A 13,513-nucleotide genomic window follows, 5' to 3' on the forward strand; every position below is an offset into this window, starting at 1 on the left:
GGCGCAACCCGCAGAAAACATGTAGGGTTGTTCGGCAGGCATCACAAAATAGAGGAGGAAGACCGTCCTATGAAGATGTTTCTAATTTCAGCCGGATTTATTATCGGTCTGACGAGTTCAGCTGCCGCGCAGGGGACACCCGTCAGTCCAAACCCGGATTATCCTGTTTACGTGCAGCAGAACGGCATTGAATATTTCTGCCGTCCCGGCCTCACGACGCTGCCTGACGGCCGGCCAGCGCGGCTTTGCCGCAGGCTGACCGATCTGCTGGCTGGCGGCGCAGGCGCCGGCGCGGGCGGCGCTGCGGCAGTGGGCGGCGTTGCGCTTCTGCTGGCCGTGCTGGGCGGCGACGGCGGCGGGAGCTCCGGAGGAACCGGCACCGATTAAGACAGCCGAAAGAACATGATCATCGCATCGCCCGGCCATCCGCCGGGCGATGCAAACAGGCTCAGGCGATGGCCCGGGACGTATTCCGGCCCAGCAGCGCATCGACCGACCATTGGCCGGCCCCGATCAGCGCCAGCGCCAGGTAACCGCCGCCAAGCGCGATATTCTTCATGAACATGGTCATCTGCATCTGGTCCGCCGGCACGTAGTGATAAAGCACGCCGGCCGCGACCGAGAAGAGACCTAAGCCCAAAGCGGCGAGGCGGGTCTGAATGCCCACCAGCAGCGCAATACCGCCCAGGATTTCCAGCAGGATCACCGGCCAGGCCAGGAGGCCCGGCACGCCGCCGGACGCAATGTAGCCGGCAAAGCCCTGCACATCGCCAAGCTTGCCGATGCCGGCACCGATGAACATCACCGAAAGCAGGATGCGGGCCACCAGCAGGCCGGTGTTTTGTACAGTCGAAGTCATCTGAGTAGTCCTTCCAAGGTTTCTGCGGAAGGACTACTCTCTGTGCGCCCATTCAGGCAATTAGGGTAAACTACACAAGTCTTGTGCAATCCTGCAGAGGTCAGACCTCCGCTTCGCCCTCATCCTCGGCCTGTTCGGCGATCCAGGCTACGCTGACAACTTCCTCACCCTTGCCGGTGTTGAACACCCGCACACCGCCGGCGCTGCGCGACCGGAAGGAGATGCCGTCGACCGGCACCCGGATCGACTGCCCGCGCGAGGTGGCCAGCATGATCTGGTTGTCGAGCTCGACCGGGAAAGAAGCCACCAGCGGGCCGCCCCGCATTGCCTTGTCCATCGCCGCCACGCCCTGGCCGCCCCGGCCACGCACCGGGTAGTCATGCGAGGACGACAGCTTGCCCATGCCCTTGGCGGTGATCGTCAGGATCAGGTTTTCGGCCGCCGACATTTCGGCATAGCGCTCCGGCGACAGCGCGCCCGGGGTCACCGCCTCTTCATCCTCGTTCTCTGCCTCGTCGGTCAGACCGGCGACAGCACGACGCATCTTGAGATAGGCGGCGCGCTCTTCGGCATCGGCCTCGAAGTGGCGGATCACGGACATCGACACGACCTTGTCACCGTTGTTCAGACGGATGCCCCGCACGCCCACGGAATTGCGCGAGTTGAACACCCGCACATCGGTGGTCGGGAAACGGATCGCACGGCCCGAGTTGGTCACCAGCATGACATCGTCATCCTCGGAGCAGATCCGCGCGTTGATCAGCGACATGCCTTCGTTCTCGTCCTCGAACTTCATCGCGATCTTGCCGTTGGCCTTGACGTTGGTGAAATCCGACAGCCGGTTGCGCCGCACGGTGCCCTTGTCGGTGGCAAAGACGATCTGCAGATCGTCCCAGTCTTCCTCGTCCCGATCCACCGGCATGATCGCCGCGATGGACACGCCGGTCGGAATCGGCAGGATGTTGACGATGGCCTTGCCCTTTGACGTGCGCCCGCCCAGCGGCAGGCGCCAGGTCTTGAGCTTGTAGGCCATGCCGTCGGTGGTAAAGAACAACAGCTGCGTATGGGTATTAGCGACAAACAGCGTGGTCACCACGTCGTCGTCCTTGAGCGCGCCACCCGACAGCCCCTTGCCGCCGCGCTTCTGCGAGCGGAAGTCGGCCAGCGGCGTGCGCTTGATATAGCCGCCCTGGGTGACCGTCACGACCATGTCTTCGCGTTCGATCAGGTCCTCGTCGTCCATGTCACCGGCCCAGTCGGTGATCTCGGTGCGGCGCGGCACGGCGAACTGGTCTTTCACCTCGGTCAGCTCGTCAGAGATGATCGTCATGATCCGCTCGCGCGAGGACAGGATGTCGAGGTAATCCTTGATCTTGGCCGCCAGCTCTTCCAGCTCGTCAGTGATCTCCTTGACCCCCAGCTGGGTCAGGCGTTGCAGCCGCAACTCGAGGATGGCGCGGGCCTGCGCCTCCGACAGGTTGTAGCTGCCGTCTTCGTTGATCGTATGGGTCGGATCGTCGATCAGCTTGATGTAGGCGGCAATGTCCTGCGCCGGCCAGCGCCGGGTCATCAGCTTTTCGCGCGCCTCAGCGGCATCGGCCGAGGCACGGATCGTCGCCACCACCTCGTCGACATTGGTCACGGCCACGGCCAGACCACAGAGGATGTGACTGCGCTCGCGTGCCTTGCGCAACAAATAGGCGGTGCGCCGCGCCACCACGTCCTCGCGGAAGTCGAGGAAGGAGGTGAGGAAGGCACGCAGGGTCAGCTGCTCGGGCCGGCCGCCGTTCAGCGCCAGCATGTTGCAGCCGAAATAGGTCTGCATCGGGGTAAAGCGGAACAGCTGGTTCAGCACCACTTCCGCCGTGGCATCGCGCTTGAGCTCTACAACCACGCGCACACCGTTGCGGTCAGACTCGTCCTGCACATGGGCAATGCCCTCGATCCGCTTCTCGCGCGCGGCCTCGGCGATCTTCTCGATCATCGCGGCCTTGTTCACCTGGTAGGGGATCTCGTCGACGACAATCGCGTAACGGTCCTTGCGCAGCTCCTCGACCCGGGTCTTGGCCCGCACGATCACGCTGCCACGGCCTTCAAGGTACGCCTTGCGCGCGCCAGAACGGCCAAGGATCAGACCGCCGGTGGGGAAATCCGGGGCAGGGATATACTGGATCAGCTGCTCCGAGGTCAGGTCCGGGTCTTCGATCAGCGCCAGGCAGGCATCGATCACCTCGCCCAGGTTGTGCGGCGGGATGTTGGTCGCCATGCCGACGGCAATACCGCCGGCGCCGTTGACCAGCATGTTGGGGAAGCGCGCAGGCAGCACCGTCGGCTCGCGGTCCTTGCCGTCGTAGTTGTCCTGGAAATCGACGGTTTCCTTGTCGATATCCGCCAGCAGAAAGGCCGCCGGCTTGTCCATCCGCACCTCGGTATAGCGCATGGCGGCGGCGTTATCGCCGTCCATCGAGCCGAAGTTGCCTTGCCCGTCCAGAAGCGGCAACGACATCGAGAAATCCTGCGCCATCCGCACCAGCGCGTCATAGATCGCGCTGTCGCCATGCGGGTGGTACTTACCCATGACGTCGCCCACCGGCCGGGCCGACTTGCGATAGGGCTTGTCGTGACTGTTGCTGGTTTCATGCATTGCGTAAAGAATACGCCGATGCACAGGTTTCAGCCCGTCGCGCAGATCCGGGATCGCGCGGCTGACGATGACCGACATCGCATAGTCGAGATAGGCCGACTGCATCTCGTCGGTGATCGAGACCGTGGGGCCGTGATACTCGACCCGATCAGGCTTTTGTTCTTCGTTCTCAGGAGGTTGGGGCGTGTCACTCACGTCGTCTTCACCGCTTTTTGTCGGTTTCTATATATTGTTGAGGGGAACTATATCAGAGACAGGATATGGGGTGCAATCCTTGGTTTCCCGGCTTTTGGCAGCCGTCGGGTCAATCTGCCAACACATTGTTTTCATTGATTTACAATAAATTTCTGGCACGATTCCCGGACAGCAAAAAAAGACGAGGTGCAAGATGCAGATGTCGGAGACCGAAATGATGCTGCGCGGCTACGGGCTGACCACCGCGGAGTTCTTCTATCGCATGCCGGATTACACGCATGTGCTCAACAGCTATATCTGGCAGGACTATGACACCGCGCCGGACCATCCCCGGCTGTTCCGCTTCATCGAGTTCTGGCAGGACGAGATCGAGGGCCCGCTGCATTCGGTGCGGTTTTCCCACCGCAAGATGCTGGCGTCAGGCGAATGGCAGAACGTGGTCGGCGAATTCACCTACCACTGACCCCAAAGCTCCAAAGGGCGCTGGAAAAGCGCCTACCCCCCCAAACTTCCTCTTGCCGAAAATACCCTCGGGGGAGTCGCCCATGGCGACGGGGGCAGAGCCCCCAAAACCCCCGCCAGGATCAAACGCGGTTCAGGGAATGATCCGCGTATACTTCACGCCTTCCAAAGTCGCGCCCATCCGCAGCCCCGCCTGGCCAAAGACCACCGCAATCACCGGCGCCAGCGAGGTCGTGGTCTCGGCGCTCAGATTGCCGCCACTGTCGGGAATGGCATAGGTCACCCCGGCACCGGCGGCAAAGCCCGGCGACCGGCGGAAGTTCTGCAGCGCCTCGTCGGTCATGAAGAACAGCACATGGGCATATTGCTGCGCGCCGATCTGCAGCCCGCCAGAAACCTTGGTCATGGCGTAGTAATCCACCGTTGCGCCATTGATCCGCATGGCGCCGCGGCCATAGCCGCCGCCAAGTCCCAGACCCGCCTCGGTGACCAGCGGCATGATCAGCATGCCGACGGATTTCTCTGCCACGGTGCGGGTGCCGGGGAAATCGGCATAAAGCTGCGCCAGGGTGCTGTCGACGCGGGCGTCGATGGTGGCGGGCCCGCGCGAGCCCACGCCATTGCCGCAGGCGGCCAGGGTGCCGGCGGCCAGGCCGGACAGAAGGAAGTTACGTCGGAGAAGCTGGGTCATCTTGGGTCTCTGCTCGCATTGCCTCGGGGGTGCCGGTCTTGTCGCCGGTCGCGCGCAGTATAGGCGCAAGGCGCGAAACTGTCACGCCGCGAAACCCCGGTGCCGCCCCGGTGGCGGAGCGGCGCCGGTCCGCGCGGGATCAGCCGTTCAGCAGGCGGGCGGCTTCCGACGCGAAATAGGTCAGCACCCCGTCGCAGCCGGCGCGCTTGAAGCCCATCAGGCTCTCCAGCATCGCCTGTTCGCCATTGATCCAGCCATTGCGCGCCGCGCCCTGGATCATCGCGTATTCGCCAGAGACCTGGTAGGCATAGGTCGGCGCGCCGAAGCGGTCCTTCACCCGGCGGCAGATGTCGAGATAGGGCATGCCGGGCTTGATCATCACTATGTCGGCGCCTTCTGCCAGGTCACGCTCGACCAGCCGCAGCGCCTCGTCGGAATTGGCCGGGTCCATCTGGTAGGTCTTCTTGTCGCCCTTGAGCGCGCCGGAGGCGCCGACAGCATCGCGGAACGGCCCGTAGAAGGCGCTGGCGTATTTCGCCGAATAGCTCAGCAGCGCCACGTTGTGGTGGCCATGTGCCTCGAGCGCCGTGCGCAAAGCACCGATCCGTCCGTCCATCATGTCCGACGGGCCGATGATGTCGGCTCCGGCCTCGGCCTGGCTCAGCGCCTGTTTGACCAACGCCTCGACGGTGGCATCGTTCACAACCTCGCCATCCACCACAAAGCCGTCATGCCCGGTGATGTTGTAGGGGTCGAGCGCCACGTCGGTCATCACCGCCATCTCGGGCACCGCCGCCTTGATCGCGCGGGTGGCCCGGTTCGACAGGTTCTCCGGGTTCCAGGCCTCGGCGCAATCCTCGGTCTTCAGGCTCGGATCGGTATAGGGAAACAGGCAGATCGCCGGGATCCCCAGGGCATGCGCCTCGCGCGCCGCCTGGCCCACAAGGTCGACCGAGCGCCGCATCACCCCGGGCATCGAGGGCACCGGCTCTTCGATCCCCTCGCCATCGCGGACAAAGATCGGCCAGATGAAATCCCCCGGCGTCAGGGTGTTTTCGCGCACCAGGTCGCGCAGCGCGGCGCTCTTGCGGGTGCGGCGGAAGCGGGCGGCGGGGAAGGGGGCGAGGGTCATGGCGGTCTCCGGCAATTCTCTCCCGTACCTGCCAAGCCTGTTGCGCCAAGTCCAGCCCGAAGAGGGCCCGCAAGGGACCGAAGAGGCCGCCTCTGGGCAAGCCCGAGAGCTTGCGCTAAGGAGGCTCGGAAGACCTCAGGGGAGCACGTGGTGAACGATCTGCAACTCACCATTCTGGAACATATCGACATGCGGTCCTTTTCGAACCTCTGGTTCTGGATCGCGCTTGCGGTGATGTGGTCGACCGCCAGTCACTGGGTGATCGGCGTGCCCTTCGACATGGTCACCCATGCCCGCAAGCATGGCGGCCAGGCGCAAAGCGATCTCGAGGAGATGGTGCGCATCAACTGCAACCGCCTGCTTTATATCGGATCGGTGGCCGGCATCTGGCTTCTGGGGCTGGTCTGTTTCCTGCTCAGCGGGCTTGCGGTGCTCGGCTTCTTCTATTGGGTCGAGTTTGCCCAGGCGGTCTTCCTGCTGCTCTTTCCCATGAGCCTGGTGGGCTTTCTCAGCCTCTCCACCTCGCATCGCATCACCGACATGGGCCTGCAGGGCGAGGCGCTGCAGCGCCGGCTGATCCGGCATCGCTTTTACGTGCAGGTGATCGGCGTGCTGTCGATCTTCGTCACCGCCATGTGGGGCATGTACCAGAATTTCTCGGTGCAGGTGCTGGGACATTGATCTGACCATTGACCTGACCCGGTCGCTGCCCCATGTGAGACGCCATGTCCGATCCCCAGACCCGTATCATCGGCGGCGCGCCGGAAGGCTTTGACGCCCGCCTGATCCTCGACGAGATCGCCAGAAGCGACGGCCCCGTTCTTCACATCGCCCGCGATGACAAGCGTCTCGCGGCAATGCAGGCGGCGATCGGCTTCTTTGCGCCCGACATGGCTGTGCTGACCTTCCCGGCCTGGGATTGCCTGCCTTACGATCGGGTCTCGCCCCATGCCGACATCTCCGCCGCCCGCATGGCGACGCTGGCGGGGCTGGTGCATGGCATGCCGAGCCGCTTTGTCCTGCTGACGACCCTGGCGGCGGCGACGCAGAAAATCCCCGCCCGCGAGGTGCTGAAAGAGGCGGCCTTTACCGCCCGCGTCGGTCACCGGATCGACGAAAAGGCGCTGCGCAACTTCCTGGTGCGCATGGGGTTCGTGCAGGCGCCCACGGTGATGGAGCCCGGCGATTACGCGGTGCGCGGCGGCATCATCGACATCTTCCCGCCGGGCGAAGGCGGGCCGGTCAGGCTCGACCTTTTCGGCGATACGCTCGACGGCGCGCGACGGTTTGATCCGGTCAGCCAGCGCACCACCGAAAAGCTCGACCTGGTCGAGCTGGCGCCGGTCTCCGAGGTAATCCTCGACGAGGCTGCGATCACTCGGTTCCGCCAGAACTACCGCATCGAGTTCGGCGCCGCCGGCAGCGACGATCCGCTCTACGAGGCGATCAGCGCCGGGCGCAAGCACCAGGGCGCCGAGCACTGGCTGGGCTTCTTCCACGACCGGCTCGAGACGCTCTTCGACTATCTGCCCAAGGCGACGATCACCCAGGACGATCAGGTCACGCCCTCGCGGCTGGCCCGCTGGGACATGATCGAGGATCAATACGAGACCCGCAAGATCGCCATGGCCAGCAAGGCGCGGATGGACACGGTCTACAAACCCGCGCCGCCAGAGACGCTCTACCTCGACGATGCCGCCTGGCAGAATGCTACCGCCGGGCATCGCCTGTTGCAGTTCCATCCGCTGGCCCAGGCCTCGGGCCCCGGTGTCAGCGACGCCGGCGGCCGCATCGGACGCAATTTCGCGCCAGAGCGTCAGCAGGAAAAAATCAGCCTTTTCGGCGCTCTGGCGCAGCATGTTAAGGCAAAGATGCAAGATGGACCTGTGGTCATTGCGTCTTATTCCGAGGGCGCGCGCGAGCGGCTGTCTGGGCTGATCGAGGATGAGGGTCTGGCCGAGACCATCCACGTCAGGGATGCGCGGGATATCGGCCGGCAGGGGCTGTTCCTGGCCGTCTGGCCGCTGGAGCACGGGTTCGAGGGGCCTTGGTCCGGGGCGAAGTCGGGCGAAGCCCGGATCACCGTCGTGTCCGAACAGGACGTTCTTGGCGACCGGCTGATCCGTTCCCCCAAGAAGAAACGCCGAGCCGAGAACTTCCTGACCGAGACCCAGAGCCTCAGCCCCGGCGATCTGGTGGTGCACGTCGACCACGGCATCGGGCGCTATCTCGGGCTCGAGGTGATCACCGCCGCCGGCGCCGCACATGAATGTCTGGCGCTGGAATATGCCGAGGCGTCCAAGCTCTATCTGCCGGTCGAGAACATCGAACTGCTGTCGAAATACGGCCACGAGGCCGGCTTGCTCGACAAGCTCGGCGGCGGCGCCTGGCAGGCCAAGAAGGCCAAGCTCAAGGAACGCATCCGGGAGATGGCCGACCGGCTGATCCGCGTCGCGGCGGAGCGCGCTTTGCGCAAGGCCCCGGTGATGGACCCGCCGCATGGTGCCTACGAGGATTTCTCGGCCCGCTTCCCCTACGAGGAAACCGACGACCAACTGCGCGCAATCTCCGACGTGATGGACGACATGCACTCCGGCCAGCCGATGGACCGGCTGATCTGCGGCGACGTCGGTTTCGGCAAGACCGAGGTGGCGATGCGCGCCGCCTTTGTTGCCGCCATGTCCGGCATGCAGGTGGCGGTGATCGCGCCGACCACGCTGCTGGCGCGGCAGCACTACAAGAGCTTTGCCGAGCGCTTCCGCGGCTTTCCGGTCAACGTGCGGCCCTTGTCACGCTTTGTCTCGGCCCGTGATGCGACGCTGACCCGCGAGGGGATTTCCAAGGGCACCGCCGATATCGTCATCGGGACCCATGCTCTCTTGGCGAAAAGCGTCAGGTTCAAGAACCTCGGCCTGCTGATCATCGACGAAGAGCAGCATTTCGGCGTCAGCCACAAGGAGCGCCTCAAGCAGATGCGCACCGACATTCACGTGCTGACACTGACCGCCACGCCGATTCCGCGGACGCTGCAGCTGTCACTGTCTGGCGTGCGCGACCTGTCGATCATCGGCACGCCGCCGGTCGACCGTCTGGCGATCCGCACCTATGTCAGCGAGTTCGACGCGGTGACGATCCGCGAGGCGCTGCTGCGCGAACATTATCGCGGCGGCCAGAGCTTCTACGTGGTGCCGCGGGTCAGCGACCTGCCGGAGATCGAGGATTTCCTCAAGACCCAGGTGCCGGAAGTGTCCTACGTGGTGGCGCATGGCCAGATGGCGGCGGGCGAGCTCGACGACAAGATGAATGCCTTCTACGACGGCAAGTATGACGTGCTGCTGGCGACGACGATTGTCGAAAGCGGCCTCGATATTCCCACCGCCAACACCATGGTGGTGCACCGCGCCGACATGTTCGGCCTGTCGCAACTTTACCAGATTCGCGGCCGCGTTGGCCGGTCGAAGACCCGGGCTTATGCCTATCTGACCACCAAGCCGCGCGCCAAGTTGACCGCCACCGCCGAGAAACGCCTGCGGGTGCTGGGCTCGCTCGACACGCTGGGGGCCGGGTTCACGCTGGCCAGCCAGGATCTCGACATTCGCGGTGCTGGCAACCTCTTGGGCGAAGAGCAGTCCGGCCAGATGCGCGACGTGGGCTATGAGCTCTATCAGTCGATGCTGGAGGAGGCGATTGCCAAGATCCGCTCTGGCGAGATGGAAGGGCTTTCCGAAGCCGACGACCAATGGGCGCCGCAGATCAACCTCGGTGTGCCGGTGCTGATCCCCGAGGAGTACGTGCCCGATCTCGACGTGCGGCTCGGGCTCTATCGCCGGCTCTCGGCGCTGACCACCAAGGTGGAGCTTGAAGGCTTTGCCGCCGAGCTGATCGACCGCTTCGGCAAATTGCCGAAGGAGGTCAACACCTTGCTTCTGGTGGTGCGGATCAAGGCGATGTGCAAACGCGCCGGCATCGCCAAGCTTGACGGCGGGCCCAAGGGGGCGACGATCCAGTTCCACAACGACAAGTTCGCCTCGCCGCAGGGGTTGGTAGAGTTCATCAAGGACCAGCGCGGGATGGCCAAGGTCAAGGACAACAAGATCGTCATCCGCCGCGACTGGTCGACCGATGCCGACAAGATCAAGGGCGCCTTTGCGATTGCGCGTGACCTGGCGGAGAAGGTGGTGGCCGAGAAGAAGCGGAAGAAGGCCAAGGCCTAAGCGGGTTGGCGGGGAGGTCCCGGATCAGGTCCGGGACGGCGTTGCTTTGGGTGCTGAAGCTGGTGCGCAGGATTGTCTGACGGTGCAGGCGCGGAACAAGGCCGCAGGCCGCCGCGCCATCGCCATGCTGGAAGCATGCCTCTGGCATGACCCACCCCCCTGGCCCGGCGATTAGGTGACGTGAGCGCGTCAATCACTCAAAGCGCGCCAGTGGCGGGGATAAAGCGCCCAGACCCGAGGTCGGATCGCCGGACCGTGGCCCGTCGACGGCGCGCCCTCGGTCTGATGGTGAAGGCGCGGAACAAGGCCGCAGGCCGCCGCGCCATCGCCATGCTGGAAGCATGCCTCTGGAATGACCCACCCCTATGGCCCGGCGATTGGGTGACGTGAGCGCGCCAATCATTCAAAGCGCGCCAGTTGCGAGGATAAAGCGCACAGACCTGAGGTCGGATCGCCGGACCGTGGCCCGCCAATGGCGCGCCTTCGGTCTGGCGTGGCAGGCGCGGAACAAGGCCGCAGGCCGCCGCGCCATCGCCGGGCCACCCCCCTGGCCCGGCGATTGGGTGACGTTTGCGCGTCGCTCATTCAAAGCGCGCCAGTGGCGGGGATAAATCGCGCAGACCTGAAGTCGGATCGCCGGACCGTGGCCCGACAATGGCGCGGCTCACCTCGAGCCGCCGACCCCTACTTCTTCGGAGGTTTCGTCGGATCTTCGCCGTTGGGATAGACCAGCCCGGCCGAGATCACCAGTTTCGCCGCCTGTTCCACTGTCATGTCGAGCTCGATCACGTCTTCCTCGGGGAAGAACAGCAGAAAGCCCGAGGTCGGGTTCGGCGTGGTCGGTACGAACACCGACATCAGCCGCCCGCCGGTCTCGGCGCGGCGCGAAATCTCGCCCTTGGCCGTGGTCGAGACAAAGCCCACGGCCCAGATCCCCTTGCGCGGATATTGCACCAGGCAGGCCTTCTCGAAGGACCGGTCCTCCTGGTTGAACACCGTCTCGGCGATCTGCTTCACACCGGAATAGATCGAGCGCACCACCGGCACCCGTTCCACCAGGCTCTCGGCATAGCGCACCAGCGAACGGCCGATCAGCCCCTTGGCGATCCAGCCGACCAGCAGGGTGAAGAGCAGAAAGACGATGACTCCGACGCCGCGCACGTTGACGTTGATCCAGTCGGGATCGCTGGGATCGCGGGTGCCGAGAAAGCGGTTGAGCAGGGCCTCGGGCTGATAGGCATCGGGCACGAAGGGCCAGACGAAGCCGTCGACCCAGCCGATCACCGTCCAGATCAACCAGACGGTCAGACCCACGGGCGCAATCACCACGATCCCGGTCAGGAACGAGGCACGTAGACTGGCCATCCGGCTTGTCACCCAACCCGGCCTCGCCGGTGGATCTTCATCAAATGGCGTCGTCATTCAGTCCAGTGGTCCCGTGGTCATCCCCGTTGGGCAAACTATGCACGTTGCCCGGCAACCTCAATGGCCGCAGGTGTTAATAACTGGCTCAATCGCCGATTTTGCCCAATGCACAGGCGATCTCGGCCCCGAGGCGGGCGTTGTTGCGGACCAGGGCGATATTGGCGGTCAGCGAGCGGCCTTCGGTCAATTCGTAAATTCGCTGCAGCAGATAGGGGGTGACGTCCTTGCCGCCGATCTTGTGGGTCTGGGCATCCGCCAGGGCGCGGGCGATCACCGGGTCGATCTCGGCGCGCGGGATCTCGGCCTCGGCGGGGATCGGGTTGGCCACCAGTTGGCCACCCGACAGCCCCAAAGCGCCGCGCGCCAGGTGGGCGCGGGCAATGGTCTCGGGGTCGTCCATGCGCAGTGGCGCACGATAGGCCGAGGTCGCAGACCAGAAAGCAGGGAAGGCCTGCTGGCCATAAGCAATCACCGGCACGCCCAAGGTTTCCAGCACCTCCAGCGTCTTCGACAGGTCGAGGATCGCCTTGGCGCCGGCGGCTACCACGGTGACGGCGGTGCGGCTCAGCTCCTGCAGGTCGGCGGAGATGTCAAAGCTCTGCTCGGCGCCGCGATGCACGCCGCCGATGCCGCCGGTGGCAAAGACGCCGATGCCGGCCTGGGCCGCGCCGATCATCGTTGCAGCCACCGTGGTGGCGCCGGTACCGCCGGTGGCCATGCAGGCCGCCATGTCGGCGCGCGACAGCTTGGCCGCGCCTTTCGTCTGCGCCAGCCCTTCGAGCTGCGCATCGTCGAGCCCGATGCAGAGCTGGCCCTCGATCACCGCGATGGTCGCCGGCACCGCGCCGTTTTCGCGGATCACCGCTTCGACGCCGCGCGCCATTTCCAGGTTCTTGGGCCAGGGCATGCCATGGGTGATGATCGTGCTTTCCAGCGCCACCAGCGGGATGTTCTCGGCGCGGGCCTTGTTCACTTCGGCGGAATAGCGGATCTCAATCATGGGGTGTTTCTCCGGAGACATATCTGGCGGCGGCAGTCAGGGCGCGGTGCAGGGCGGCATCGCGCGCCTGTCCCGCGGCTTCGGCGGCCATATGGGCCGCCATGAAGGTATCGCCCGCACCGGTGACCCGGGTCACCAGCACCTCTGGCGGGCGTTCGGACACGAGGCCCGTGGCATCGGCATCGGCACAGGCGCCGCCGCCATCGGTGACCACCGCGCGTTTCGCGCCCCGGTCAACCAGCGCCTGGGCGGCGCTTGGCGCATCGGCAAAGTCGGATTGGCACAGGATGCCGGCCTCTTCGCGGTTGACGTAAAGCACCGCGCCAGGGCGGGTGACAAAGGGTTGAAGCCGCTCGGCCTTGCCGGGAGAGGCGGGGGCCACGCGCAGATCGGCGCTGGCAAAGGCCGGATCGCGCGAGATCTTCGACAGCAGCGCCTCGGTCAGATTGCCATCAAGCGCGATGAGCCCGGAGTAGGGCGCCTCGGCGCTGCCCAGCCGGCCGTCCTTGAGCGGGCGGAGGATCTTGTCGTCTGCCGCCTCCAGCGAATGCGCATCGGCAATTGCCGCGATGAGCCCGTTGGCGCCCTCGACTGCCATGTAGCGGTCGGTCGGCAGGTCCTCGGAGCGGTAGAGCCAGGTGCAATCCAGCCCCATCGCCTCGCATTCGGCAATCAGCACGTCACCCAGCACATCGCGGCCCACCGCGCTCAGCAGGGCCGGCTGCATGCCGAAGCGCACCAGCGTCATCGCGATATTCAGAGCCACGCCGCCAGGGATCTGGGTGATCCGGCCGGGCACGTCAGAGCCCTGGCGCATGACCGAGGCCGAGCGGCCGATCACGTCCCAGAGCACCGAACCTATGCAAAGTACATTCCCCATCGAACCCCTTC

At 64.8% G+C, this 13,513-nt stretch carries 11 protein-coding genes; 4 read left to right on the plus strand and 7 right to left on the minus strand.

Features of this window, described 5'->3' with window-relative positions; genetic code table 11:
- The first annotated feature begins 69 nt into the window (after positions 1 to 69).
- Entirely contained in the window at positions 70 to 387 is a 318-nt protein-coding gene (locus ACN0SE_RS12325) for a hypothetical protein (RefSeq protein ID WP_417524825.1), read from the plus strand.
- 61 nt (positions 388 to 448) lie between these two features.
- Here ACN0SE_RS12325 and ACN0SE_RS12330 read toward each other — a convergent pair whose 3' ends face one another.
- Positions 449 to 859 (minus strand): DoxX family protein, encoded by a 411-nt coding sequence (locus ACN0SE_RS12330; RefSeq protein ID WP_417524826.1) that lies wholly within the window; start codon positions 857 to 859, stop codon positions 449 to 451.
- A gap of 100 nt (positions 860 to 959) precedes the next feature.
- Positions 960 to 3,698, minus strand: coding sequence for a DNA gyrase subunit A (gene gyrA / locus ACN0SE_RS12335; RefSeq protein ID WP_417524827.1), 2,739 nt, complete (start codon positions 3,696 to 3,698; stop codon positions 960 to 962).
- 193 nt (positions 3,699 to 3,891) lie between these two features.
- Here gyrA and ACN0SE_RS12340 point away from each other — a divergent pair, with 193 nt between their 5' ends.
- Positions 3,892 to 4,161, plus strand: a complete 270-nt coding sequence (locus tag ACN0SE_RS12340; RefSeq protein WP_417524828.1) for an usg protein — start codon at positions 3,892 to 3,894, stop codon at positions 4,159 to 4,161.
- Between the two features lie 132 nt (positions 4,162 to 4,293).
- On the opposite strand, the gene ACN0SE_RS12345 is transcribed toward ACN0SE_RS12340, so the two are convergent.
- Together ACN0SE_RS12345 and hemB are read right to left on the minus strand one after the other, a co-directional pair.
- Positions 4,294 to 4,851 carry a YSC84-related protein gene (locus tag ACN0SE_RS12345; protein ID WP_417524829.1) on the minus strand — a complete coding sequence of 186 codons (558 nt, stop codon included), beginning with the start codon at positions 4,849 to 4,851 and terminating at the stop codon, positions 4,294 to 4,296.
- A gap of 139 nt (positions 4,852 to 4,990) precedes the next feature.
- A complete protein-coding gene (gene hemB / locus ACN0SE_RS12350; protein ID WP_417524830.1) occupies positions 4,991 to 5,983 on the minus strand; it encodes a porphobilinogen synthase in 993 nt (330 codons plus the stop codon).
- 189 nt (positions 5,984 to 6,172) lie between these two features.
- Between hemB and ACN0SE_RS12355 the strand changes: the two genes are divergently transcribed.
- Positions 6,173 to 6,664 carry a component of SufBCD complex gene (locus ACN0SE_RS12355; RefSeq protein WP_417524915.1) on the plus strand — a complete coding sequence of 164 codons (492 nt, stop codon included), beginning with the start codon at positions 6,173 to 6,175 and terminating at the stop codon, positions 6,662 to 6,664.
- A 44-nt stretch (positions 6,665 to 6,708) separates the two neighbouring features.
- Positions 6,709 to 10,197 carry a transcription-repair coupling factor gene (gene mfd / locus ACN0SE_RS12360; protein WP_417524831.1) on the plus strand — a complete coding sequence of 1,163 codons (3,489 nt, stop codon included), beginning with the start codon at positions 6,709 to 6,711 and terminating at the stop codon, positions 10,195 to 10,197.
- Positions 10,198 to 10,881: 684 nt separating this feature from the next.
- On the opposite strand, the gene ACN0SE_RS12365 is transcribed toward mfd, so the two are convergent.
- From ACN0SE_RS12365 to ACN0SE_RS12375, 3 genes are all read right to left on the minus strand, one after another.
- Entirely contained in the window at positions 10,882 to 11,619 is a 738-nt protein-coding gene (locus tag ACN0SE_RS12365) for a DUF502 domain-containing protein (RefSeq protein ID WP_417524832.1), read from the minus strand.
- A gap of 88 nt (positions 11,620 to 11,707) precedes the next feature.
- The gene (locus tag ACN0SE_RS12370) at positions 11,708 to 12,622 is read right to left on the minus strand and encodes a pseudouridine-5'-phosphate glycosidase (RefSeq protein ID WP_417524833.1); all 915 of its coding nucleotides are present in this window, start codon (positions 12,620 to 12,622) and stop codon (positions 11,708 to 11,710) included.
- Entirely contained in the window at positions 12,615 to 13,502 is an 888-nt protein-coding gene (locus ACN0SE_RS12375; RefSeq protein WP_417524834.1) for a PfkB family carbohydrate kinase, read from the minus strand. The genes ACN0SE_RS12370 and ACN0SE_RS12375 overlap by 8 nt, the downstream gene beginning before the upstream one ends.
- Between the last annotated feature and the right edge of the window lie 11 nt (positions 13,503 to 13,513).

This window comes from Marinovum sp., from assembly GCF_048263515.1.
Classification (GTDB): domain Bacteria; phylum Pseudomonadota; class Alphaproteobacteria; order Rhodobacterales; family Rhodobacteraceae; genus Marinovum.

Bases quoted from the DNA above. Each gene is read 5' to 3' on its own strand.
- hemB (WP_417524830.1), bottom strand. From the start codon at position 5,983: ATGACCCTCGCCCCCTTCCCCGCCGCCCGCTTCCGCCGCACCCGCAAG.
- ACN0SE_RS12355 (WP_417524915.1), top strand. From the start codon at position 6,173: ATGCGGTCCTTTTCGAACCTCTGGTTCTGGATCGCGCTTGCGGTGATG.
- mfd (WP_417524831.1), top strand. From the start codon at position 6,709: ATGTCCGATCCCCAGACCCGTATCATCGGCGGCGCGCCGGAAGGCTTT.
- ACN0SE_RS12330 (WP_417524826.1), bottom strand. From the start codon at position 859: ATGACTTCGACTGTACAAAACACCGGCCTGCTGGTGGCCCGCATCCTG.
- ACN0SE_RS12325 (WP_417524825.1), top strand. From the start codon at position 70: ATGAAGATGTTTCTAATTTCAGCCGGATTTATTATCGGTCTGACGAGT.
- ACN0SE_RS12340 (WP_417524828.1), top strand. From the start codon at position 3,892: ATGCAGATGTCGGAGACCGAAATGATGCTGCGCGGCTACGGGCTGACC.
- ACN0SE_RS12365 (WP_417524832.1), bottom strand. From the start codon at position 11,619: ATGACGACGCCATTTGATGAAGATCCACCGGCGAGGCCGGGTTGGGTG.
- ACN0SE_RS12345 (WP_417524829.1), bottom strand. From the start codon at position 4,851: ATGACCCAGCTTCTCCGACGTAACTTCCTTCTGTCCGGCCTGGCCGCC.
- ACN0SE_RS12375 (WP_417524834.1), bottom strand. From the start codon at position 13,502: ATGGGGAATGTACTTTGCATAGGTTCGGTGCTCTGGGACGTGATCGGC.
- ACN0SE_RS12370 (WP_417524833.1), bottom strand. From the start codon at position 12,622: ATGATTGAGATCCGCTATTCCGCCGAAGTGAACAAGGCCCGCGCCGAG.